22 protein-coding genes are annotated in these 23,295 nt (G+C 41.8%); 6 read left to right on the forward strand and 16 right to left on the reverse strand.

The window, feature by feature from the left end; all coding sequences use genetic code 11:
- Window positions 1-198: 198 nt before the first annotated feature.
- The 3 genes from BQ5903_RS09215 (at window position 199) to tnpC (ending at window position 2,442) form a co-directional block, all read left to right on the forward strand.
- Window positions 199-381 carry a hypothetical protein gene (locus BQ5903_RS09215; RefSeq protein ID WP_056988103.1) on the forward strand — a complete coding sequence of 61 codons (183 nt, stop codon included), beginning with the start codon at window positions 199-201 and terminating at the stop codon, window positions 379-381.
- Window positions 371-727: an IS66 family insertion sequence element accessory protein TnpB gene (tnpB, locus tag BQ5903_RS09220; protein ID WP_079579383.1), complete on the forward strand. Its 357-nt coding sequence runs from the start codon at window positions 371-373 to the stop codon at window positions 725-727. The genes BQ5903_RS09215 and tnpB overlap by 11 nt, the downstream gene beginning before the upstream one ends.
- A gap of 146 nt (window positions 728-873) precedes the next feature.
- A complete protein-coding gene (gene tnpC / locus BQ5903_RS09225) occupies window positions 874-2,442 on the forward strand; it encodes an IS66 family transposase (RefSeq protein ID WP_079579384.1) in 1,569 nt (522 codons plus the stop codon).
- A 515-nt stretch (window positions 2,443-2,957) separates the two neighbouring features.
- Here the strand turns inward: tnpC and BQ5903_RS09230 are convergent.
- A complete protein-coding gene (locus BQ5903_RS09230; RefSeq protein ID WP_010498341.1) occupies window positions 2,958-3,941 on the reverse strand; it encodes a nuclease-related domain-containing protein in 984 nt (327 codons plus the stop codon).
- 215 nt (window positions 3,942-4,156) lie between these two features.
- Between BQ5903_RS09230 and BQ5903_RS09235 the strand changes: the two genes are divergently transcribed.
- Window positions 4,157-5,398 (forward strand): ISL3 family transposase, encoded by a 1,242-nt coding sequence (locus BQ5903_RS09235; RefSeq protein ID WP_079579385.1) that lies wholly within the window; start codon window positions 4,157-4,159, stop codon window positions 5,396-5,398.
- 183 nt (window positions 5,399-5,581) lie between these two features.
- Here the strand turns inward: BQ5903_RS09235 and BQ5903_RS09240 are convergent, their stop codons facing one another.
- The 5 genes from BQ5903_RS09240 to BQ5903_RS09260 all read right to left on the reverse strand — a co-directional run bounded on the left by BQ5903_RS09240 (window position 5,582) and on the right by BQ5903_RS09260 (window position 11,479).
- Window positions 5,582-6,562, reverse strand: coding sequence for an ABC transporter ATP-binding protein (locus BQ5903_RS09240; RefSeq protein ID WP_010498333.1), 981 nt, complete (start codon window positions 6,560-6,562; stop codon window positions 5,582-5,584).
- 24 nt (window positions 6,563-6,586) lie between these two features.
- Entirely contained in the window at window positions 6,587-7,627 is a 1,041-nt protein-coding gene (locus BQ5903_RS09245; RefSeq protein WP_056988173.1) for an ABC transporter ATP-binding protein, read from the reverse strand.
- Window positions 7,628-7,636: 9 nt separating this feature from the next.
- Window positions 7,637-8,671 (reverse strand): ABC transporter permease, encoded by a 1,035-nt coding sequence (locus BQ5903_RS09250; protein ID WP_010498331.1) that lies wholly within the window; start codon window positions 8,669-8,671, stop codon window positions 7,637-7,639.
- 3 nt (window positions 8,672-8,674) lie between these two features.
- Window positions 8,675-9,604 carry an oligopeptide ABC transporter permease gene (gene opp3b, locus BQ5903_RS09255; RefSeq protein ID WP_010498329.1) on the reverse strand — a complete coding sequence of 310 codons (930 nt, stop codon included), beginning with the start codon at window positions 9,602-9,604 and terminating at the stop codon, window positions 8,675-8,677.
- A 249-nt stretch (window positions 9,605-9,853) separates the two neighbouring features.
- Complete coding sequence (locus tag BQ5903_RS09260) at window positions 9,854-11,479, reverse strand: peptide ABC transporter substrate-binding protein (protein ID WP_079579386.1); 1,626 nt, start codon at window positions 11,477-11,479, stop codon at window positions 9,854-9,856.
- 399 nt (window positions 11,480-11,878) lie between these two features.
- Between BQ5903_RS09260 and hflX the strand changes: the two genes are divergently transcribed.
- Window positions 11,879-13,141, forward strand: coding sequence for a GTPase HflX (gene hflX / locus BQ5903_RS09265; RefSeq protein ID WP_079579387.1), 1,263 nt, complete (start codon window positions 11,879-11,881; stop codon window positions 13,139-13,141).
- Between the two features lie 53 nt (window positions 13,142-13,194).
- On the opposite strand, the gene BQ5903_RS09270 is transcribed toward hflX, so the two are convergent.
- From BQ5903_RS09270 to BQ5903_RS09300, 7 genes are all read right to left on the reverse strand, one after another.
- The gene (locus BQ5903_RS09270; protein WP_231920840.1) at window positions 13,195-13,809 is read right to left on the reverse strand and encodes a GNAT family N-acetyltransferase; all 615 of its coding nucleotides are present in this window, start codon (window positions 13,807-13,809) and stop codon (window positions 13,195-13,197) included.
- Window positions 13,810-13,892: 83 nt separating this feature from the next.
- A complete protein-coding gene (locus BQ5903_RS09275) occupies window positions 13,893-14,771 on the reverse strand; it encodes an IS982-like element ISLpl4 family transposase (RefSeq protein WP_003561820.1) in 879 nt (292 codons plus the stop codon).
- A 636-nt stretch (window positions 14,772-15,407) separates the two neighbouring features.
- Window positions 15,408-16,061 (reverse strand): amino acid ABC transporter permease, encoded by a 654-nt coding sequence (locus BQ5903_RS09280; protein ID WP_056972535.1) that lies wholly within the window; start codon window positions 16,059-16,061, stop codon window positions 15,408-15,410.
- Window positions 16,062-16,074: 13 nt separating this feature from the next.
- A complete protein-coding gene (locus BQ5903_RS09285) occupies window positions 16,075-16,713 on the reverse strand; it encodes an amino acid ABC transporter permease (RefSeq protein WP_010498313.1) in 639 nt (212 codons plus the stop codon).
- Window positions 16,710-17,540, reverse strand: a complete 831-nt coding sequence (locus BQ5903_RS09290; protein WP_079579389.1) for a transporter substrate-binding domain-containing protein — start codon at window positions 17,538-17,540, stop codon at window positions 16,710-16,712. Before BQ5903_RS09290 ends, BQ5903_RS09285 begins: the two co-directional genes overlap by 4 nt.
- 12 nt (window positions 17,541-17,552) lie before the next feature.
- The gene (locus BQ5903_RS09295; RefSeq protein WP_079579390.1) at window positions 17,553-18,293 is read right to left on the reverse strand and encodes an amino acid ABC transporter ATP-binding protein; all 741 of its coding nucleotides are present in this window, start codon (window positions 18,291-18,293) and stop codon (window positions 17,553-17,555) included.
- A gap of 392 nt (window positions 18,294-18,685) precedes the next feature.
- Window positions 18,686-19,696 carry a DUF6681 family protein gene (locus BQ5903_RS09300; RefSeq protein WP_079579391.1) on the reverse strand — a complete coding sequence of 337 codons (1,011 nt, stop codon included), beginning with the start codon at window positions 19,694-19,696 and terminating at the stop codon, window positions 18,686-18,688.
- A gap of 193 nt (window positions 19,697-19,889) precedes the next feature.
- Here BQ5903_RS09300 and BQ5903_RS09305 point away from each other — a divergent pair, with 193 nt between their 5' ends.
- A complete protein-coding gene (locus BQ5903_RS09305) occupies window positions 19,890-20,783 on the forward strand; it encodes an IS982 family transposase (RefSeq protein WP_079578748.1) in 894 nt (297 codons plus the stop codon).
- Here BQ5903_RS09305 and BQ5903_RS09310 read toward each other — a convergent pair.
- From BQ5903_RS09310 to BQ5903_RS09320, 3 genes are all read right to left on the reverse strand, one after another.
- Window positions 20,773-21,207 carry a hypothetical protein gene (locus BQ5903_RS09310; protein ID WP_079579392.1) on the reverse strand — a complete coding sequence of 145 codons (435 nt, stop codon included), beginning with the start codon at window positions 21,205-21,207 and terminating at the stop codon, window positions 20,773-20,775. The two genes, BQ5903_RS09305 and BQ5903_RS09310, sit on opposite strands and share 11 nt — an antisense overlap.
- A gap of 670 nt (window positions 21,208-21,877) precedes the next feature.
- Complete coding sequence (locus BQ5903_RS09315; protein ID WP_056971938.1) at window positions 21,878-22,306, reverse strand: Fur family transcriptional regulator; 429 nt, start codon at window positions 22,304-22,306, stop codon at window positions 21,878-21,880.
- Window positions 22,307-22,437: 131 nt separating this feature from the next.
- Window positions 22,438-23,055 (reverse strand): guanylate kinase, encoded by a 618-nt coding sequence (locus tag BQ5903_RS09320; RefSeq protein WP_331199989.1) that lies wholly within the window; start codon window positions 23,053-23,055, stop codon window positions 22,438-22,440.
- Window positions 23,056-23,295: the final 240 nt, after the last annotated feature.

Consider the following 23,295-nt stretch of genomic DNA (forward strand, 5'->3'; position numbering starts at 1 on the left):
GATTCCAGTAAGCTTTGTTGATTTAGCTCGCTGGGATCTTTTTTGCGGCTGAACGTGTAATATGTGACTTAGTCTGGGAGACTTTGAGATGCTTTTTTGAATGTGACGCTTACTTCGTAAGCAGTGTTTAATTGGACGTATTTCAACCAGATGAAAGATATTATATGATCATCTCATCAAAAAAGATGAGGTGGTTTTTTGGAAAATAAACATGATTTTGTGGAAGTTAAACTTAATGGTCGTTCACATGAAACACCAAAAGCACCGCAAAAAGCGCTTCAAATACGGCTGGATCAAAATAAGACAGCCGTGATCTATAACCGGATCAACAACTATATTCTAGATGCATTCTTAAAGGCGGCGTTTGACCATGATGCTTGATTTAAATAAAGTTGACCAGATCTACTTAGTGTGTGGCAAAACTGACCTGCGCAAAGGGATCGACGGGTTAGTCGGCGTGGTCACTGAACAATTTGAATTGGAGCCATACCGGCGAACTTTATTTCTCTTTTGTGGGACGCGCAAGGATCGCTTCAAGGCTCTTTTATGGGAAGGTGACGGTTTTTTGCTCTTGTATAAAAGATTTGAAAACGGTAGTTTACAATGGCCGCTTGACCAAGACAATGTGCGTAAATTAACATCACTTCAATTAAAGAGACTCTTACAAGGATGGTCTTTAGATGCCACGGTCCATCAATATGACCCCCACAAAGTTTTTGAAGCCTAGCGGACATATCCACCTGTGGATATCTTTTTAACCCCCCATCCACAGATTTAAATCTGTGGATGCTATTTGCGTGGGAGCGTGTTATGCTAAAACTTGTAAAGATAAGCCGGATGGCTTATTAGTCATACCGGTGGGTGGGGATAGAAATGGACCAACAAAAACAGTTCGCAGCATTAATGACACAAGTCAAAGAACTAACTGCACAAGTGCAGTTATTAAAACAAGAAAGCCAGGCTAAAGATGCTCGGATCGCAGAACTTGAAAACATGAACGCATATCTAACTAAAAAATTGTATGCACCAAAGTCCGAAAAATCTGTCCCGGTTGATGCTGATCAACTGGAGCTCTGGGAAGAAAATGAGGGTGTTTTTACCCAGTCAGAGCCCACTGACGAACAAAGCACGCAAGAAACTCAATCAACGAACCAAAAACGGCCACAAAAAGGGCAACCACGTCAAGCGCAAGTAGCTGACCTACCTGCTAAAGAAAAAATCTATGAACTGCCAAACTTGTTTTGTCCTGAAGGACAGCCCCTGAAAGTCGTAGGCAAAAAACTTGTGTCTAGTAAATTGCACTTTGCTCCGGCAAAATTATGGGTCGAGTATGAATATGTCCGCACTTATGCCTGTGATTGTGCTGCTTGTTTTGCTAAAAAAGCATACACGGCTTTTTATCAGGCCGCCACACCTCGACCGTTGTTTCCACATAGTTTGGCGACCCCGGCACTTTTGGAAAATATCGTTTATCAAAAGTTCGTTTTGGACACCCCGCTTTACCGTCAATTAAAAGATTGGCACCGCTTAGGCTGGCAAGTCGCGGAACCCACTCTGGCAAGTTGGCTCGTGCAAGGGGCAAAGCTGATGACACCCTTGTATAACTTGATCCATCAAGAACTTTTGCGACGCCCTTATTTACAAGGTGACGAAACAGTCATTCAAGTTTTACGAGAACCCGCTAAGAGTCCTACTTCCGAGTCAAGGATGTGGGTCCTGCGGACAGTTCAAAAAGCCTCGCGGCCAGGAATCTATTATGCTTACAAGCCCGACCGCACACAAAAGTCCGGTCGGGAACTCTACCAGGGATTTCAAGGTGTTTTGCAGTGTGACGGCTACCAAGTGTATCATGCAGTCGATCACGCAGATCGAGTAGGTTGTTTAGCTCATGTTAGGCGCAAGTTTTACGATGCAGCCAAATTTGACTCACAGGCTAAGCGGCCTTTAAAGCTCTTAGATGATATTTTCCGGCAGGAAAAAGCTGGGACGGAACTTTCCAGTCAGGAACGCCGAATTTACCGCCAACGTGAACTCCGACCTTTATTCGATAAATTTTGGGAATGTGTCGCTGCTTTACCGGTCTTGCCCAAATCAATGCTCGGAAAAGCAATCACTTATGCAGTGGGGCAGCGAAGTGCCGTGGATAAATTATTAGAGTATGGTGCGTTTGATCTCTCTAACAATACTTGCGAACAGGCTGTCAAAACCTTAGTGATCGCACGGAAAAATTTTCTGTTCAGCACTAGTGTGGCAGGCGCCCAGGCTAATGCAGTCTGGTTGACCTTGATCGAGAGTGCGAAAGCCAACGGCTTAGATCCTGAACAATATTTGATTGGGCTCCTAACTCAGGTCTCGCAATTAGGACCATTTCCAAGTACAACAGAGTTAGAGCCTTATTTACCATGGAATCAAAAACAACCTAAAATTGAAAAAAACGCCTGAAGTTCAAAACACGAACTTCAGGCGTTTTCTTAACTTCAAATAATTTCCTAGCAAAAGCTATACGTCCAATTAAACACTGCTTACCTTACTTCGCCGAAGTTTGCGTTACATCCTCGGTTGTAACACTTACTTCGGTGGAGTTTGCATCACATTCTTACTTGTAATACTTACTTCGGCGGAGTTTGCGTTACATTCCCGCTTGTAACACTTACTTCGCCAGAGTTTGCGTCACATTTCCGCTTGTAACACTTACTTCGGTGGAGTTTGCGTTACATTCTTACTTGTGGCACTTACTTCGCCGAAGTTTGCGTCACATCCCAACTTGTAACACTTACTTCACCATAGTTTGCGTTACATTCTTACTTGCGGCACTTACTTCGCCGGAGTTTGCGTCACATTCTTACTTGTAATACTTACTTCACCATAGTTTGCGTCACATTCTTGCTTGTGACGCTTGCTTCGGCGAAGTTTGCGTTGCATTCTTACCAGTGCCCCAGCTTAAAGCTATATTTAGCTTAACTTCCCCAGTGGATTCTCTTTTGCAGCTTATCAAAGTATTTTTTTCTGTCACTAAACCAATACTCAAATTCGATTCCATTATTCTGATAACAAAATTGCTTGGATTTGAATTTAAGTGACTGAAAATGTTTTAGCAAGACTCTCTCCAAATAACTTCTGCTATAGTTCTGTCCCAAAAATTTCATCAATTCGCCAATCGTTAGCGTTTTTTTGAAAAACAAAGTTCCATACTCACAAATTGTGAGCACAGAAGCGGTCTCTTTAGGCTCACAGTAACCACAATGCTGGCAACATAAATAATACCGGTGCTGTTGCCATTCAAATCCATTACAATTAGGACATATAATTCCAGGCGTTAATTTCCGGGTCATCTCTGAGGAAAAATCCTTAACTGGTCGATAAGGAGTAACAGTATAGGACTCTAAGCACTCCTTCCAAGGTATTGATCCTCTTTGCCCCGACTCAGTACATAGTTTTTGCAACCAGCCGCAAAAATCCCATAAGTATTTAACCACTACTCCGGTTTCTTCCTGAATATCAAGCTCTACTTCATAATCAGTAAAGACCAGTACTTTTATAATTTCAATGTTCACATGATTTTCTGCAAAAATCCGCGCTAATATATCGTGTGCACGATCAATTTGGCCAAAGATACTGTGAGTCAAGGGCTTCCCGTTACAATACCAGGTACGATCATGAAAAGTATAATGACCATGATAATTTTTAATATCAATTAAATACAGCCTATTTCCTATTTGAAGTAACTTATCAATTTGAATTCGCTGATCATCAAAAACTAGATTCACATCATCTAGACACAAAAAAAGTCCTTTTGTGACTTGTACAGTTACTTCATCGGTCCTGCACTCTCCTTCAAAACCTTTCTGACAAGATTGCAATTGCTTTTGTTCTCTTATATTTAATGACGTTCGCTTGCTTAGCGTTTCTAGGTATTGCTGGTCGAATGATTTTTTGCGCATCTGATCATTCTCCTTTCTTTAACTAACCTCAAATACGCAAAACTGGCCCATTTCTATCAAAAAAAGAGCAACTTTTCTCTTTTTCAGAAAATAGTGGGTCTAAACTTTTTAGTGTTGATGAGCGTTCATCAGCACTATTTTTGTACAAAAAAGGACATCATTTGTCCTCATATGCTACGATTAAAGCGATAAAACCAAATCAAAGCGAGGTATAAATGATGTCCCAAACTGATTCTATCCTAAATTTACTCAATATCCAAGACCCAAATATCAAAATTTCAGCTTGTACTGATTTTTCACAGGCCGGAGTTCACGAAAAACTGCTTTCAGCTACGCTGACTTACCCCGTCGAACGCTGTGTTAATTGTGGTTCCACGAATCTTGTTCAGAATGGGACCCGCCTGACCAAGATGAAACTGCCCAGCCTAGGTGAACAACCGCTCCGCATGAACCTGCGCAAACAGCGTTATCTGTGCCGAACTTGCCACCATACTTTTAGCGCGCAGACGCAGCTCGCTCCGCCTCGGCACTCGATCACCCGCCAAGCAGTCCACGAAATCGCGACTTTAGCTAAGAACTCACTGCCAGTCAAGACGATCAGCCAGGCCGTGGGGATCTCAGCTTCCTCGGTTCAACGGATCTTGTATAAGGATCAGCGGGCTTTAGTAACGCCAAAAGAGCTGCCGACAGCTCTCAGCTTTGACGAATTTCGTTCAACTAAGAACTGCTTTTCTTTTATCTGCATTGACGCAAAAACACATGATTTGGTCGACTTATTGCCAGATCGTCTCTCGCAGACGATCCGCGAGTATTTCACCAATACTTATACACTTTCTGAGCGTCAAAAAGTTCAACTGGTGACCATGGATCTGAATGCACAGTATCAGACTTTCGTCCGTCGTCTTTTTCCTAACGCACTGATCGTCTTTGACCGTTTCCATCTTGTTCAGTTAGCGGGTCGGGCACTTGACCATGAACGGCTGCGTGTTTTAAAAGGGATCAACGACCACCACGACCGCAACTATAAAGTTTTAAAAAGCAACTGGCGCTTATTCCACTTAGCTGAAAATCAACTTGAGACCTCCCAGGTTAAATATTATCGGGGATTAAATGAATACACGACTGCCCAAAATGTGGTCGATCTGGGACTCAAGAATTTTCCACAGTTCGCAGAAAACTATCAGACCTATCAAACGATCTTAACCTTTATTCGCAACCGCGATCGGGCTACTTTACAACAATTAGTTATGAACTACCGTCCCAATGGTACTGAAATGGATACCGTCATGAGGACCATTCAAAAGAACTACTTAGGGATCAGGAACGCTTGTCTCTATGACTACTCTAATGGGCCGTTAGAGGGGATCAATCGCAAGATCAAAGAACTTAAACGTAGCTGTTACGGATTCAGTAACTTAAGGCATTTCTTTATCCGCATCAAATTGATCCATGCCTAAGATAAAAAATTTAGGTCAACACTGTGGGAGGCAGGTGCGGGCCCATTTCGCTACGCTTCGGACCCGCACCTGCCTCCCAACCCAAACACTTTAATCTAGCTATGGCAGTAAAAAAAGAACCCTACCATAAAGATAGAATTCTATGGGCCATCAACACTATTTGACAAAGTCCCCTCTTCATTTCTAATTAAACATTAGGTGTTGCTTGTTCATTTTTTTATAACTTGCCGCACGTTCTTGATAAAATGGAACTTCTTCCTCTGAACAACGAACAAAATGGCCTGGCGTAATCTCACGCAATTTACGTGGTTGGCCTGCTTTATCTTTCTCGATCGAAGCATCATAAGGAACGCGTTTACGAGTTCTTTCAAACTCTGGATCCGGTTCAGGGACCGCTGAAATCAAACTCTTCGTGTAATCATGTAACGGTGTTAAGTAAACATCATCGGCCGGACCAACTTCTAATAGGTGTCCAAAGTGCAAAACTCCAATTCGGTCAGAAATGTACTTGACCATCGACAAATCATGCGCGATGAATAAATAAGTCAATCCCTTTTCTTCTTGCAGGTCTTTCATCAGGTTGACAACTTGGGCCTGAATAGAAACGTCCAAAGCTGAGATCGGTTCATCAGCAATGATGAAGGAAGGCTCAACTGCCAAGGCACGCGCGATACCGATCCGTTGTCGCTGTCCACCTGAAAATTCATGCGGATAACGGCTGGCGTGATCGCGATTCAAACCAACAGTTTCAAGCAATTCTTCAACTTTCCTGCGTCGATCAGCTTTGTCCTTTGCCAAATGATGGATGTCTATCCCTTCAGCAATGATGTCTTCAACTGTCATCCGGGGATTTAATGAAGCCTGCGGATCTTGGAAGATCATTTGCATGTTACGAGTAAATTCTAGTTTTTCTTTCTTACTCTTAAACGAGCTAACGTCCTTCCCATTAAAAATGATCTGTCCATCAGTCGGATTATACAAATGAATGATACTCCGACCTGCTGTTGTTTTACCTGATCCTGATTCACCAACAAGTCCAAACACTTCTCCTTCATAAATATCAAAAGAAATGTCATCGACCGCCTTGACCATCTCAGGTTTGCCCACGCCGAAGTATTGCTTCAAATGCTTAACTTCGAGAACTTTTTTTCGATTTTCTGGCATGTGGTTTCTTCCTTCCTTGGTCTATTAATTTGCGCTTGCTTGCATTTTCTTGAAGATTTCTTGGCGCCGCACGATCTCTTCTGGCGGTGTGATCTTCGGTGCATCCGGATGAAGCAGCCAGGTTGAAGCATAGTGCGTTTCAGAAACCTTAAAGAAGGGCGGCTTCTCTTCGGAATCGATCTTCATTGCATAAGGATTTCTTGCTGCAAATGGATCTCCTTTTGGCGGATCCAATAAGTCAGGCGGTGTTCCTGGGATAGCTTGAAGATCTGTACTGCTCAATGTCGGCATTGAGTTAAGCAACCCCCATGTATATGGATGTTGTGGATTATAGAAAATCTCATCCACAGAACCATATTCAACAATTTGTCCAGCATACATAACAGCCACACGATCAGCCATGCCCGCAACAACTCCCAAGTCATGGGTGATGAAGATGATCGAAGTTTCGATTTTTTTTTGCAATTCTTTCATCAAGTCCAAGATCTGTGCTTGGATCGTAACATCCAGAGCTGTTGTTGGTTCGTCGGCGATCAAGATCTCTGGATAACAAACCAAAGCAATCGCGATCACGATCCGTTGTCGTTGTCCACCAGAAAATTGGTGCGGATATTCATTGATCCGCTTTTCTGCGTTGTCGATCCCAACTAGCTTTAAGATTTCCAAAGCTTGTGCTAGAGCTTTTTTCTTTTCAACTTTTTTATGTTTCATTAATGGTTCCGCGATCTGACGGCCAATCTTCATAGTAGGATCAAGAGAAGTCATTGGATCTTGGAAAATCATGGCAATATCTTTACCACGGATCCCTTGCATCTGTTTTTCAGACTTCTTTAAGATATCTTCCCCATGGAATATGATCGAGCCGCCAACCACTTCAGCGTTGTTAGCCAAAAGTCCCATTAAACTTTTAGTTGTAACTGACTTACCTGAGCCGGATTCCCCTACGATTGCAAGCGTTTCACCTTTATCCAGATGAAAGCTAACATTACGAATAGCTTTAACATCGCCTGCATAGGTATGAAAATTGATCTCAAGGTTATTTACATCTAAGATTCTTTCACCCATAAATACGACCTACCTCCTTGTTCTTGGATCAAATGCATCACGTAAACCATCACCCAAAAGGTTGAAAGCAATCATCAAGATAACCAGAACGATTGCCGGATACCACATCTGGTAAGGCAAGAACTGGAAGTTCTTTTGACCATCGTTCAACAATACACCCAGTGATGTTTGTGGTGCCGAGATCCCGATACCAATGAAACTCAAGAAAGCTTCAAAGAAGATGGCAGTTGGGATCGTGTACATCGTTTGAATAATGATAATACTTGAAACATTTGGTACCAAATGTTTCCAAGCAATCTTCGTTGTCGACTCACCTAGTGTCCGCGCAGCCAAGACATACTCTTCTGTCTTAAGTGACAGCGTCTCCGCTCGAATCATCCTGGCCATCGTAGTCCATGCTGAGATCGCCAAGGCCAAAATGATCGATGTCATCCCTGGTTTAAAGATGATCAACATCAAAACAACGATAATTAGGTTAGGGATGGACGAAATGATTTCGATAATACGCTGCATCACGTTATCAGTTCGCCCTCCTTTCCAACCCGATACGATACCATACGTGACCCCAATCAGTAAGTCAAACAAGGTCGCAACGATCGCAACTGTCAGTGAAATTTTTGTTCCGTAAATAATACGTTGTGCAAGGGAATGACCCAAATAATCGGTCCCCAACATAAAGTGCACATTATCTTTGATGCCATTTTCCTTGTAAACATCAGTCCACACGCCGCTAACCTTCATCTTACCGTTTAATCCGTTGATATTAACACCTGGGATCTTGGCTGGTAAGTTAGCATATTCAGGATTAGACTTGACCAACTCTGAATGATTGATGAAAGGAGTCGAGCCAAACGACACGATGACCATGATCAAAACGATAAACAAGGAGATCAATGCACCCTTATTCTTTTTCAAACGACGCCATGCATCTTGTGAGAACGTCAATGAAGGAGCAGCAATTTTTTCACTGTCAAGCTCTTGCTCTTGATCTTGAGCCAATGGTTCGAAGCTATCTGGTTGTAAATTATATTTCTCTTCTGCCATTTATTAGTCCTCATTTCCAGTAAGTCTGATCCGTGGATCGATAATTCCATAGATAATGTCCGTGAACAAGATGATCAAAACTAAGCCGAAACAGAATAACATGGTAACACCCATGATAGTTGGGTAGTCGTTTGTTTGGATCGACTTAACATATTGTTCACCGATCCCAGGGATCGAGAAGATGTTTTCGATAACCATTGAACCTGTCATCAATGCAACAGTATATGGCCCGATCAGTGTAACCAATGGGATCAAACTATTTCTTAAAGCATGGTGGTAAATGATCCCAAACTTGTTTAAACCTTTTGCGCGCGCCAATTCGATATAATCGGAGTTTAGTACATCGACCATCCCGGTCCGAATGAAACGCGCCGTTTCCGCTAGGGGTCCAACTCCTAAAGCGATCGTAGGCAAGACTGTGTATGAAAAACCGCCCCAATCGGCAATTGGGAACCAGCCCAGCTTCAACGAAATATAATACTGTAACAAAACAGCCAACACGAAGTTAGGTACTGACTTACCTATGATAGATAAGACTGTCGCTGTAGTGTCGACCCATGTATTCCGGTAGATCGCAGCGACGGACCCAACAATGATCCCTAAAACAACACCGAAGATCATTGCTTGAATACCCAATTGAGCGGAAGCACCGATCCGGCTTGAGATCAAGTACGAAACGGGCTGATTACTAAACTGGAAAGAAGTTCCCAGATCTCCATGAAGCATCCCGAAAATATAAATCACGTACTGTAGCCAAATGGGTTTGTCCAACCCATACTGCTGGTTCATGATCTTGATCTGCTGTGGTGTCATTTTTTCCTGGTTAGAATATGGCGTCCCTGGCATTAACTTCATTAAGAAGAATGTTATGGTAGCTACCAAGAACAGTGTCAAGGCCATATATAAAACCCTTTTTAGCAGGTATTTCTTCATAATTCACCCTCACATTCTAGGTTCATACTATGTACAACAGCAAAATCGGTCATTACCTTTTTTGCTGATGCAGCATTATGCAATTAGCATTTTTTTATTTTAACTTTTAGAACATCGATTAGCAATTGATTACTCTTACAAAGTTCGGTTTTTGCTGATCACTTCTAAGATAAGTCAAAGGGAACTGACAACATAGAGCGTGTCAATTCCCCCTGGCTGCACTCGGCTTTTCAAATTAACAAGACCGGATTATTCCTTGATATAAGTGTTCTTAAAGTTGTAGTTGGCACCAGATGAATTGTAGATAATGCCCTTAACTTTACTCTTGACCATCCATGCAGTCGATTGTTGATAAAGTGGTGCAATACCTTGTTCTTGAATCAAGATCTTTTCAGCTTGAACTAAGTCATCCCAACGTTTGTCGGTGCTGCCGGCATCAGTTGTCTTAGAAGCTTGGATCAACTTGTCATAGTCAGCATTCTTCCATTCACCATTGTTTAGCGAGTTATCAGATGTGAACAAGTCCAAGAAACTGATTGGATCAGCAAAGTCAGCACCCCAAGCTGAGATAACAAGATCAAAGTCGCCTTGTTCAGAACGTGTCAAACGTGTCTTGAATGGAACGTTTTGAACGTGAACATTAACACTGTCGCCCAATGTTGATTCGATCTGACTTTGTACGAATTCTGTTGAATCCTTAGCCTTATCTGTGTCATCACTCAATAGGTTGATATCCATCTTAGCTTCGCCGACTTCTTTCAAACCTTCTTGCCATAGCTTCTTAGCTTCGGCCTTATTGTATTCAACGCCTTCTTTGACGTAAGCTTGGTCTGCAAAATCTTTACCGTCATTCTTAGCTAAGCCCTTAGAAACAAGTCCCTTAGAAACGGTTGAGCCATCGCCTAAGACTTTGTTAGTAAGTTGTTTCCGGTTGATCGCCATTGATAATGCTTGACGAATCTTCTTGTTTTGGAAACGTTTCTGAGTTTGATTGTATTGGAAGTAGAAAGTACTTGCGTTCTTACGAACAGTAAATTCTTTATCATTCTTCAACTGTTTTGCTTGTTCAGAACTTAAAGGAGTTCCATCCAATTTATCTGTCTTGTACAAGTTGTAAGAAGTTGAGTTGCTCTTGTTGACCTTAAAGTTGATAGCATCAAGTTTAACATTCTTCTTATCCCAATACTTGTTGTTCTTAGCGGCTGTCCAGCTCAAGTTAGAGCCAGTCCACTTAGTCAACTTAAATGGTCCGTTATAAACCATATATTTCGAAGCAGTACCATATTTGCTGCCGGCATCCTTAACGACTTTCTCATTTTGTGGGAAGAATACAGGGAAGCCCATCAGCAATTTGAAATAAGGGATCTTCTTGTCGAGAGTAACTGTCAGCTTGTAGTCGCCGTCAGCTTTGATCCCTAATTCACTAGTTTTCTTTTTGCCATCCATGATGTCGTTTGCGTTTTTAACACCATCGAAGAGGTAAGCATACTGTGAACCAGTCTTAGGATCAACAGTTCTTTGCCAAGAATAAACGAAATCTTTAGCAGTCAACTTGTCACCGTTAGACCAATTTGATTTACGCAAATCAAATGTGTATGTCAAACCGTCGTCTGAAACATGAGTCTTTTTAGCCAAACCTGGTTCAACCTTGGAGTCTTTACCTAAACGATAAAGTCCTTCCATTGTGTTATTTAACTGGTCAAAACTGACCACGTCAGTTGCTTTAGACAGATCCATTGATGGTAATTCAGCAGTTTCATCCCAATTCAAAACTTGTTTTGAATCATTAGATGAAGACTTAGATCCGCAAGCAGCCAAAGTTAAAGCTGAAACAGCCATTACAGCACCCGCTGTAGCAAATTTTTTAAGCTTCATTCTAGTAACAACTCCTTTTTCTATGTATTGACAGATACCGCTCATATCTCTCTTTACGTTGTATAAATTTTATATGAAATTGATATTAAAATCAAGAGTATACTCTAATTTTTTTAATATTTATTTTTGTAATTCCGCATAAGTTCCAGTTTTATGCGGTCTAACAGTCTTAATTTTTCTCATTTTTCTCAAAATAAAATGAATGTTAGCGTTTTAATATAGCCCTTAAAAAATAAAGTATTTCAGAGATTCTTATTTTTCTTTCATCCATTCGGCAAGATTTCTAAGAGTTTACTGGCAAATATGGCTAAAAATAGTTTTTTCCTCATTTTCTAACTCTGACCAAACAAAGGAAAGTAAATGTTATAATAGCTGTGAAATACGAATGGAGGAAAATATATGGATCGTGCAATTATTGCAGGAATCGATAATGGACATGAAAATTTTGAATATAAAATGAGTGAATTGGCCGCCCTTGCCAAGGCCGCCACCATTAGTCCCGAATTGACTATCACTCAAAAATTAGATAAGCCGGTCTCTGCCAGTTATTTTGGTAGCGGCAAACTGATCGAGCTTAAAAACGCTGCTGAAGCCAAAGAAGCCAACGACCTGATCGTAAATGACGAACTGACACCCACCCAACTCAGAAACATCGAAGATGAGACTGGTCTGACAGTCATTGACCGCACTGCTTTGATCTTAGAAATTTTTGCCCGTCGCGCTCATACGCGAGAGGCCAAACTCCAAGTACAGATCGCTTCTCTGCAATACCGGCTCCCCCGGTTGCGGACTTCTAGTTTAAACCGTTTTGACCAGCAAACCGCCGGAAGCAGCGGTGGCGGTTTTACCAGTCGTGGTGCTGGTGAAACCCAAATGGAATTAAACCGACGGACTATCCAAAATCAGATCACACATTTGCGCCATCAACTTAAAGAAGTTGAACAAGAAGAACAAACCAAACGCAAAGCCCGTGATAGTTCCGGCATTAAAACAGTTGCCCTTGTTGGTTATACGAATGCCGGCAAATCAACGACAATGAACGGCTTGCTGCGCTTAACGGGCGAAGCAAAAGAAAAACAGGTCTTTGAAAAAAATATGCTTTTTGCCACTTTGGACACGTCTGTGCGCAAAGTCCAGTTCGATGATAACAAAGAGATCTTGCTCAGCGATACAGTTGGTTTTGTTTCATCTTTACCCCACCAACTGGTCGAAGCTTTTAAGACTACACTAGCTGAAGCTGCGCAAGCTGATCTCTTGGTCCAGGTGATCGATGTCTCAGACCCTCATGCCAAAGAAATGGTCAAAACCACCGAGAAAACTTTACGAGAGATCGGCGTGACTGGGATCCCCATGATCTATGCCTTTAATAAGGCCGACATGGAACCACAGTTACGCTATCCTGAAATTGCTGGCGACCAGATCACATATAGCGCTCGTGATGATGACTCACTCAAGCTCTTGATCAAAATGGTCAAAGATAAGTTATTTGCCGATTTCATGACCAAGACTTACCTGATACCTTTTGACCAAGGCAGATACTTGGAACAGCTCAACAGTAATTCAAGTGTCTTAAAAACTGATTACACAGCTGACGGGACCGTCATTACAGCGGAAGTCTCACCCACAACTGCTAGTATCTTACAGAAGTTTGAAAATTCTTAGTCCAAATAAAAAGAAGTAACGTGATAAGTTTGCACGTTACTTCTTTTTTGTTGTTAATGGACGCGCCGGTCCATGACATAGGCGGACAATTGTCGGTCACTGCCCTCTTGAAAACCTAAGTAGTGGAAAAATTTGCATGCATCATTATTGGGCTTTGCTGCAACCATGATTTGACCGACCGCCCCAAAGTAATTCAAGAGATGAAGCATTAAAGTTTTACCAATGCGTTTCCCCTGAAACTCAGGGCAAACCAACAGATCTTGAATGTACACAACTGTTGAAAAATCACTCAAAGCCCGGACAAGTCCTACCAAACACCCATCCTCATAAGCTGCGATCACAAAAGATTTCTTCAAGCCTTTTTTTAGGTTATCAATATTTTCAACATCTTTTTTCCAGCCGACTGAGTCATAAAGCGTGGTGATCTCCTTTTTAGTTAGTCTGGGATTTACAATCAAATCCATGATTTCACCTCTCCCGAACATGTATTCATGCCAAAGATTAAAGAAATATGATAATTTTATGTTTTTTATTATAAGAAAATCAGCTTTATTTTTCAAGTAAAATTTGCGAATATCCTTATATTTAGCGCTTGTAAGAACAAATTCCGCTAATTTTTCCTGATTAAAAAATGAGATTTTTTTGCTGTAAATTCCAAAATTCCTCATAAATCAATGCAGCATTATTCATTGATGTATACATTCAACTAAGCCAATGGTGTCATAATTTTATAGTTATAGAACGCGTGGTGCTAGTTCGTCACAAAATTAAAAAATCCTAAATTATAGACTAAAATTGCCAGTTCAATTTTTAGTTGAAAGCCAAAGGCACTCCGCGTTAAGTTAGTTTCAATTCCAAAATCACTAACTAAGGTAGAAAAACGCGATTCAATTGTGCGACGTAACGCCTTGAGCGCGCGCTTATTATGTTCCTTGGCCCCCTTCATATTCGAACGGTATGGTGTCCATAACGTGTAGCCTAATTGCTTAAATTCAGCGCCAAGTCGCTTGCCTACATAACCGACATCGGCCAAAACAATTGGACAAGGACAATCATCAATCAAGCTAACGGCAACTTTTGTATCATGGACCGAAGCGGCAGTCACCACATAATTCAGAATGTAGCCATCAGTGGTTACTAGCATGTGGGTTTTAAACCCATAGAACGACATTTGCTTAGTGGCATTGTAGCCAATATTAGCTTGCCCAGCAAAAATACGTGCTCTAAATTTACGTACTGGTTCACACAATGGATTCGGCAAACTATCAATGATTGCGATCTGTCCAGGTTGGGCTGCTTCACGCGTCAAACCAGTACGGATCGCATTGACCACGGGTAATAATTGTAGTGCGCGACGGTTGAACCGTGACCGACTAATGGTGATTTTTTGCGGCATAAAGGCGGTCATCAAGCGCCAAAAACGGCGTTGTGATTGGATACCAAGCGTTGTTTGTAAACACAGTAGCGCCAACAATCGACAGTCATCGATTTTAACGTGCGCCACATTACGCCGTTGCGTCACACAACGTGGGCAATAGCGCTGGTAAAGCGACTGGCACAGCTGATAAAAATAATGATAGTTACCTTGTAATTCGTGACGAATTTGTTTAAACTTAGGATGGTTCAACATCGTTAGGACTCCTTTTAAGTTTAGTCACTTATGAGTCTAACTGTGTTGGACTTTTTTGTTAATTTTTTTGTACTATTACAAACTAGCACCACGCGTAGTTATAGATTGTTCCACTATCTTCCTTAAATTCCAGGTTGTTTGGGACAAGAAAAAAATGTAGGAAAGTAAGCGGGGATTCAGCTTTGATTTTTTATTCTGGCTGCGGCAAGGAAGAAGTTCCGCTTATCTAACTTTTACGCCACAATGCAAAAAACGCATTATAGCGTAAAAGTCAGTTAGTGCTCGGCTTCTGGGCGCCATGCTCCACCCTGTGTTCTTAGTCAGGCTACTTGAACCAGAAAGCTCCGCCTAATCAACTTAAGCATCACGACAAGAAAAACACTTGTCATAATGCTTAAGTCCATTAGTGCTCACTTTCTCCCGGTTCACTTTGCCTTGTAGTTTAGTCGGGCTACTTGAACCAAAAGTCTGCGCCTATCCAACTTTAACAACAAGTCGCAAAAAACACGACTTATCGTTAAAGTCCGATAGTGCTCAACTTTTAAACGGTTCACTCCGCCCTGTACAAAAAAGCCGCTCATTCTCCTTGAACAAGCAGCTTCTCATAATTATAATTGTTAATTTTTTTAATTAAATTTAGCCGTACCTTTTTTCCATACTCTTTGCCACCAACGATAGAGCATAACAGACAATAAAGTACATCACCGCGATGATCAAATACATCGGCAGCATATATCTCGTATCTTGCCCGTAAATGATCTGCGCCCGGTAGAGTAATTCCGGCAACACAATGATCGTTGCTAAAGAAGTATCCTTGATCAAGGAAATAAACTGTGAAACCAACGGTGGGATCATCTTCAACAAGGCCTGCGGTAAAATAATATGCCACATTGCCTGCCAGTAAGACATCCCAGTCGAGCGGGCTCCTTCCATTTGACCAGGATCGACCGCTATGATCCCACTACGTACGATCTCAGCTAACATTGCCGACTCAAAGACCACTAAGGCGGTGATCGCAGCGGACATCGGCGTCATACGCAGACCCGCTTTTGGCAAAGCAAAGTAGGTGAAAAAGATGATCAGCAATAACGGCAAGTTCCGCAGGATATCGATCACGAACCCGACTAGCGCCGAAACATACTTGAAACCAACATAGCGGATAATACCCAAGATCAAACCGATCACGAAACTTAAAACGATCGAGATCAGTGAAACTTCAAGCGTGATCCCTAACCCTGCCAGTAAAAATTTAATGTTGATCCACGAATAAGCTTGACTTAAAATAGACATCTTTTCTCACCCCCTAGGCTAATTTCTTTTCGAGATAACGCATGTAATAGCTCAGCGGCAGTGTCAAGATCAAGTAAAAGACCCCCACGACCAGATAAGTATTGAACGTATCGAAAGTTGCTGATGCTAAAGCGTCACCCTGATACATCAAATCAAAACCAGCCACAAATGCTAGGACTGACGAGTTCTTGATCAGGTTGATGAACTGATTTCCCAAAGGCGGGATCACCAAACGAAATGCCTGGGGTAAGACGATATGACGCATGGCTTGCCAATAGGTCATCCCATTAGAACGAGCTCCCTCCATTTGCCCTGGGTCAACAGACTGGATCCCAGCCCGGACTGTTTCAGCAATAAAAGATGAAGTATACAAGGTCAGGCCGATCGTCCCGGCAGCAAAACCCGACATCGGTGCGACATATTGCGGGATCACCACGTAAAAGAACATGGTAATGACCAGTAAGGGAATATTCCGAAAGATCTCAATATAAATATGTGCGATCACACGAGCAGTTTTACTGGGCACGGTCTCCATGATTGCCAAGCCTGACCCGATAAGCAGTGAGAAGAACAAGGCGATCACACTGGCCAGCAAGGTATTTCCAAAACCAGTTAATAAGGTCGACCAATTATTAGTTAAAACTTGGATCATGGTTCTTCCACCTCCTTAACATCAAAGCCCAGGATCCCGCCAAACCATTTTTGTACCAAACGTTTGTATGTTCCATTAGCTTGAAGTTCATTCAAAGCTTTATTCAAATGGTCGCGCATTTCATCTTGCCCCTTATCGACAGCTAAGCCATAGGGTTCGTTAGTAAATGTCCCGCCCACGACCTCATAGTCGGGATTTTCCTTAGCAATACCGTACAAAATACCGTTATCTGTAGTCATCGCCACACCTTGTCCTGATTTCAAAGCAGTAAAGGCCTGGGCATAATCGTCTAACTCTAAGACCCTGGCTTGCGGTGCAAACTTATGCACGTTTGCGACTGCCGTCGTTCCTTTCACGGCCATGACCTTAGTGCCTGGTTTATTCAGATCGCGGATCGTCTTGATCGAACTGCCCCGTTTGACCAAAAGGGATTGACCCGCACCAAAATATGGCTGGGTAAAGTTGATGATCTTCTTACGTTCATCAGTAATGGTCATTGCAGCCGCCACGGCATCGATGTTCCCATTTTTTAACAGCGGGACTTTAGTTTTCGCAGTTGTTTGGACAAACTCTGCTTTGGCGTCTTTACCGTACATTTGCTTAGTCAATGCTCGCGCCAGATCAACGTCAAAGCCGTCGATATTGCCGGTCTTAACGTTCATTAAGCCAAACAGACGCGTATCAGCTTTAACGCCCCAAACGATCTTTTTAGCTTCTTTCGTACTTTCGTACACATTATCTGGTTTCTTTTCAGCACAGCCAGCAAGCACGGTCACCAAAAAAACTGGCACCAGCAAAGCAAGTACCCTTTTGAACCATTTTGACATGCTTGCTCCCCCCTATTTGTGCACGCTGATCTTACTTAAGAATTGACGCGCACGTTCTTCAGTTGGATGATTATAAAATTTTTCTGCCGGATCATCTTCAACGATCACTCCATCGTCTACAAAGACGACGCGGCCAGCGACTTCACGGGCAAAGCCCATTTCGTGAGTCACAACGACCATTGTCATGTCAGTAGTTTTTGCAATTGTTTTCATTACGTTCAAAACATCATCGATCATTTCTGGATCCAAGGCACTAGTCGGTTCGTCAAATAACATGACCTTAGGCCGCATTGCCAAGGACCGCGCGATGGCGACCCGTTGTTTTTGCCCACCAGATAACTGGCGCGGCTTGAAATCCACTTTGGAAGTTAAACCAACTAATTCGAGATACTTCATTGCGATCTCTTTGTTTTCTTTTTCGTCACGTTTAAGGACCAAGCGGGGTGCCAACATCACATTTTCTAAAACTGTTTTGTTGTCATAGAGGTTAAAATGCTGGAAAACCATCCCAACATCACGGCGGAGTGTATTAAGATCCGCTTTTTTATCTGAAAGATCCATCCCATTAACGAGTAACTGGCCAGAAGAAAAGCCTTCTAATCCATTGATGGTCCTGATCAAAGTACTTTTTCCAGAACCAGATGGACCGATCACAACAACGACCTCACCTTGATTGACCTTCAAATCGATATCTTTTAAAGCATGAAAGTCGCCATAAAATTTATTCACTTTATTAAATTCGATCATTGCCATATCTATCGCCTGCTTTCGTTTCAATTTTGCAAATATGTACTTTGCTTTTTGTAATACTAATTAATTTTATAGAAAAAAACAAAGAAAAGCAAGAAAATACTCAGGTGGCTTACTATTTTATTTTTTATGTTACCGCTTATAAATACTGATATTAAAAGGTTTGCAAAATTTGAATATATACATTCGGCATACATTCACGAAAAGTGACACATTTTGCCGTCAAAATCTAACTCAATGTGAGAACATTTTTGTGTACCTTGTGAAGGTAATAACTACTAAAAAATCCCCTGCTATCAATCATTTTTTGATAAACAGAGGATCAATTTTAGTTAAATTTTTCAAACATAAACCTAACATAAAGATGTCACACAAAAACTAAGTGCAAGTCTAAATTAGCGGTCGTATCTTTCTTTACGACTCAGATGATGATCAACGCCTGTTGGTGTCTCACTAGTTTTTGAACCAGTCTCATTTTCAACAACGGCTTGTTTTTCATTGGCGGCATTTGGACTTTTTTCAGGTCCTTGTACGACCTCTGCACTTTGCAGCTCTTTTTCCTTAACTGGATTTAATTTTGGAGCTGGTGCGTCCTTCTTCTTATAAGCAAATTTCACATCGATCTGATATAGGCGTTCAAACTCTTCAGCTCCCTGCCGAGTGGCTTTTTTAGCTGGACCGCCAGTTAAGGCAGCTGTTGCAAGGTACACATCAAACTTCTTGACAGCTTCGCTAGCTGGCAAAAGGCCAATAGTTTTGACCGTCGCCAATTCGGCCGAGCGCATCTGGTTGACCCCGCCGCGGATCACTAATTTCTTTTGTTTTTTGACCATTTCAAAATATGGCAAAGCTACGGGCTCGACCAATTTATGGACTTCTTTTCCGCTGTCTTGGACGCGTTTGGCAATTTGCTTATCGGTCAAGCCGGCATAATTTGCATGAACAAAACCGATATCTTGCAAAGCTTGTTCTACTTCTTGAATATTTTGTTTCTGAGTATCAGAAATATTCAGAGTAGCGGGAAGAAAATCTTCATCTTCACTAAAAATGCCATTTGTTTGAATGTAGCCCAAACCAGCATGTGCCAAAGCTTGCTCTTCTTCACTCAACGGATCTTTAGATTCAATGTGCAAAACCTCTTCAACCTTCGGCGACAAATCATATTTAGCCTGTTTGTCTGTAAAATAATACATTATATTCAGATAACAGAAATATGCAATTACCAGAAAAGCCAGAATAAACAAGCTCCCCCGCCCAGGAAAACCATTTCTAAAGAAGCGATATGACACGTACAACAGGTAGAAATTACCTCCTGTCGCTAGGATCGTGTAGACTCGACTCTTGATCGTAGCACTTAAGTTCACGTAGCCAAGCGAGGCGGCAATCGTCTGAAATAAAGCAAACATAAATTAACCCTTCCTCTCTATTCACTCTCATTTTGCGCAGTAGGTGTATTTTGGCTGCGAGTATTGTCGCCAGTATTAGTACTATTATACGCGTGGTGCTAGTTCGTAACATTCAACTATTTAGTACAAAATTTTACAAAAAAAGCCCAACAAGGTTAGACTCTTAAGTGACTTAAACAAAGGAGACCTGATCTTGTTGGACCACTTAAAGTTTAAACAAAAACGACATAATTTACAAGTCAATTTAGCTCAACTTAAAGTTCTTTGTGCTGAGCTTTATCAAAAATACTGCCCGCGCTATATTTCGCAACGCCGTAACACCACTAATTCTCGTGTTTCTGATGTGCAGATCTTAGCCTTACTGTGTTTACAGGTCATTACACAGATGCACTCCCAGCGTAAATTCTTTGCCTGGGCACAGACCTTCATCCCACATCAATTGAACATTGAGCGCTCCCGTTTTAACCGACGAGCACAACGTCTTCTCCCAGTGGTCATGGCCATGCGGCAGGGGTTGACTCGCGACTATGCGCAAACAGGACAGTTTGCGATCATTGATAGTTTGCCTAACCCTTTATGCCAAAAAGTTAGAAATAAGCGGGCCAAGGTTTTCCGCGGCATAGCTGACCTAGGCTACAATGCGACCAAAGACATGTATTTTTACGGGTTTAAGACTCATTTTGAGACCTCGCTCAGCGGTTATATCTTAAATTACACTGTCACCGAGGCCTCTAAACATGACACCCAAGCGGCGTCAACTTTGATCGCAGGCTGTCCGTGTCCCTTTGTTTTAGCGGATGTCGGTTATGTGGGACAGCCCTTACAAGAAGATTTTGGCGAGCTAGGTTATGAGCTCTGGACACCTTACCGTTCAAACATGAAAGGAGCCAAACAGCACAATGTTCCGGCTTTGAAAGATCTCCGGCGCACGATCGAATCCCGTTTCTCGATCCTAGTTGAAGATTATGGGATCGAAAAAAACCTCACGCGGTCAGTGGTAGGCTTTTGGTTAAAAATCGAATTGACCGTCTTTATTTATAATTTAGGCTTTTTTGATTTTACAGAAAATAGAATTATTACGAACTAGCACCACGCGTACTATTATCAGTGTTATTTTCTGTATTGTTATCGTTGTTAGTATCCGAGCTGTCATCATTAGAACTATTATCAGAGGATTCGTTTTGACTCTGGTCGCTATTATTATTGCTGTTATCGTTTTGATTATCCTCAGATGACGAACTTGCACGAGATGTTGAAGATGAGCTTTCTGCAGAACTACTTTCCGAAGAAGAACTTTCATCTTGACTGGATGAACTCATAGAAGAAGCGGACTCGTCTGAGTGAAGCGAACTACTACTAGACAAAGATGACGAACTAGAAACCACAGAAGTCCGTGGTTTACCTTCTGAAGAATGAGTAGCAATATTCACAACGACGTTAGTTGCACCGAGGGCAAGGACCGCCGAAAATATAGCAAACGGTGTAATAAATGGTGCCGTTCTTTTAGACACTTCTCTTCCTCCTTTTTATAAACAGGGCGGAGCATGGCGCCCAGAAGATGAGCACTAACAGACTTTTACGCTATAATGCGTTTTTTGCATTGAGGCATAAAAGTTAGTTAGGCGCAAGCTTCTGCCATGTGCAGCCTGACTAAAATCACAGGGCGAAATGAACCGTTTAAAAGTTGAGCACTATCGGGCTTTAACGATGAGTCGTGCTTTTTGCGACTTGTCGTTAAAGTTGGATAGGCGCAGGCTTTTGGTTCACGCAGCCTGACTAGATCACAGGGTGGAGAAACTCGGGAGACAACGAGCATTATCCAACTCGGACCTGATAGTGCGTTTCTGGCACTGTGAGGTCTGAGTTGGATAAGCGGAATTGTCTGAGTTTCGGAACCCGACTAGATCACAGGGCTGAGGCCAGCAGAAAGAAGCGAGTATATCAGGCTTAAACAGCGGAGTGAGTTTTTTCACTGTGCTGTTTAAGTTGGATATACGGAACTTCTTGCTTGCCGTAGCCCGACTATTAAAACAGTGGAAACAAGCGGCTTAATTTCGCCCAACCTGCTCCACCCTATTTTCTTATTATAGAATAATTTTTTCAATAAAAAACACAAACAGCTGTTTCCTTAGACAATTTTAAAAGTGTTTACCAATTTTATAAAAAAGTTGACTGCATCTCTTAGGAAACACCTTGAGCCACACATTTATCGCAGATCCCATAGATTTCGAAACGATGTCCTTCAATTTTACAGCCGGGAAGCTGTTCTTGAAAATAATCCAGCGGGCATTCTTCTAATTCAAACACCGCGCCACAATTGCGGCAAATAAAATGGTGGTGGTGCATATTGCTGAAATCGCACTGATACTTAACGATCGTACCACCAGCCTGACTTTTAGTCTCAATGATACCAATTTGCTCGAATTCACGGAGATTACGGTAAACCGTGTTATAACTCATTGTTGGATAAATTTCGCGCATGTGTTTATCGACTTGTGTGACTTCCAAATATTCGTGCTGATTATCACTCAAGTACTCCAGCAGACTGCGCCGCTGCTTGGTTAATTTATAATTGTTCTTTTTCAAGATCCGCACTGCATCAGCAATCAAATCATTCACGTCCTTTAAAAAGTAATCATTACTACTATGGTATAGTATCACGAATATTTGTCCACGTTAACTGACAGATTTTACATTTAGTCAAAAAAGCACAGTAACTGTTCTTTAGCAACAAGCAATTTTTAATCCTGAAAGTCGGAAGCAGCAACCTTCCAACCAACCTTGACCAGCCATGCATCCAAATAATGCTTAGTTTGTTCCCAGTCATCATTTAATAAAAGCTGGGCATGTGCGTGTAATTCTTGGGGTAATTCGAGATCACGTTTAGCCTCTTGGCTTGCTAAACGCTTTTTGATCAGCTCCACTCTGTCACCACGCTCCGCCAAGCGTTGCGCTTGCTTTTTTTGGTCAGAGGTTTCTAAATAGAGCACCAATGTTTCTGCCGGCATCTTTCGTAAATACGAAATTGCTCCTTTTGTATCTAAAACGATCACAGCCCAATCATTATCTTCCCAGGCACGTTGCAGACCTTCAAGCGAAGAACCATATTTTTTGTCATCATAATCAACGTGTTCTAGAAAATGATTGCGAAAAAATGTTTCATCTGTTTCAAAATAATAATCCACGCCGTCTTGTTCACCCACACGTTTCATGCGGGTCGTATGGGTCAAGACCTTTTCCATGCCATATTTTTCTGTCAAATAATTGCGCACCGTCGTTTTGCCGGTCCCAGGTGCTCCGGTGATCACTACCACATGTTTCATATCAAATTCCCCCTGTGCTTTTCTACATTCTATCATTCTCTCAATTTTCTGTGTATCAAAAAAATCGCTGGTCACGCAGACTTCTGACATCTGATGTCATTTAGACATTTTTTAAATTCAAATTATTTAAACGCAAAAATATTTTTCTAATTTTTCTTTAATATTACAAAACTTTATGATATAACCATATGTATATCAAGTTTCAAATTTGCAACTACACAAATTAATGAAAATCTCATTTACGTGACAGGTTGTTAAATTTTGTTTGGAGGCATA

This window comes from Ligilactobacillus acidipiscis (genome assembly GCF_900116935.1).
GTDB classification, from domain to species: Bacteria; Bacillota; Bacilli; order Lactobacillales; family Lactobacillaceae; genus Ligilactobacillus; species Ligilactobacillus acidipiscis.

What these genes read in the sequence shown, in the direction of transcription:
- tnpB (WP_079579383.1), top strand. Translation starts at nt 371, where the DNA reads ATGATGCTTGATTTAAATAAAGTTGACCAGATCTACTTAGTGTGTGGC.
- tnpC (WP_079579384.1), top strand. Translation starts at nt 874, where the DNA reads ATGGACCAACAAAAACAGTTCGCAGCATTAATGACACAAGTCAAAGAA.
- BQ5903_RS09230 (WP_010498341.1), bottom strand. Translation starts at nt 3,941, where the DNA reads ATGCGCAAAAAATCATTCGACCAGCAATACCTAGAAACGCTAAGCAAG.
- BQ5903_RS09235 (WP_079579385.1), top strand. Translation starts at nt 4,157, where the DNA reads ATGATGTCCCAAACTGATTCTATCCTAAATTTACTCAATATCCAAGAC.
- BQ5903_RS09240 (WP_010498333.1), bottom strand. Translation starts at nt 6,562, where the DNA reads ATGCCAGAAAATCGAAAAAAAGTTCTCGAAGTTAAGCATTTGAAGCAA.
- BQ5903_RS09245 (WP_056988173.1), bottom strand. Translation starts at nt 7,627, where the DNA reads ATGGGTGAAAGAATCTTAGATGTAAATAACCTTGAGATCAATTTTCAT.
- BQ5903_RS09250 (WP_010498331.1), bottom strand. Translation starts at nt 8,671, where the DNA reads ATGGCAGAAGAGAAATATAATTTACAACCAGATAGCTTCGAACCATTG.
- opp3b (WP_010498329.1), bottom strand. Translation starts at nt 9,604, where the DNA reads ATGAAGAAATACCTGCTAAAAAGGGTTTTATATATGGCCTTGACACTG.
- BQ5903_RS09260 (WP_079579386.1), bottom strand. Translation starts at nt 11,479, where the DNA reads ATGAAGCTTAAAAAATTTGCTACAGCGGGTGCTGTAATGGCTGTTTCA.
- hflX (WP_079579387.1), top strand. Translation starts at nt 11,879, where the DNA reads ATGGATCGTGCAATTATTGCAGGAATCGATAATGGACATGAAAATTTT.
- BQ5903_RS09270 (WP_231920840.1), bottom strand. Translation starts at nt 13,809, where the DNA reads ATGAGGAATTTTGGAATTTACAGCAAAAAAATCTCATTTTTTAATCAG.
- BQ5903_RS09275 (WP_003561820.1), bottom strand. Translation starts at nt 14,771, where the DNA reads ATGTTGAACCATCCTAAGTTTAAACAAATTCGTCACGAATTACAAGGT.
- BQ5903_RS09280 (WP_056972535.1), bottom strand. Translation starts at nt 16,061, where the DNA reads ATGTCTATTTTAAGTCAAGCTTATTCGTGGATCAACATTAAATTTTTA.
- BQ5903_RS09285 (WP_010498313.1), bottom strand. Translation starts at nt 16,713, where the DNA reads ATGATCCAAGTTTTAACTAATAATTGGTCGACCTTATTAACTGGTTTT.
- BQ5903_RS09290 (WP_079579389.1), bottom strand. Translation starts at nt 17,540, where the DNA reads ATGTCAAAATGGTTCAAAAGGGTACTTGCTTTGCTGGTGCCAGTTTTT.
- BQ5903_RS09295 (WP_079579390.1), bottom strand. Translation starts at nt 18,293, where the DNA reads ATGGCAATGATCGAATTTAATAAAGTGAATAAATTTTATGGCGACTTT.
- BQ5903_RS09300 (WP_079579391.1), bottom strand. Translation starts at nt 19,696, where the DNA reads ATGTTTGCTTTATTTCAGACGATTGCCGCCTCGCTTGGCTACGTGAAC.
- BQ5903_RS09320 (WP_331199989.1), bottom strand. Translation starts at nt 23,055, where the DNA reads ATGATAGAATGTAGAAAAGCACAGGGGGAATTTGATATGAAACATGTG.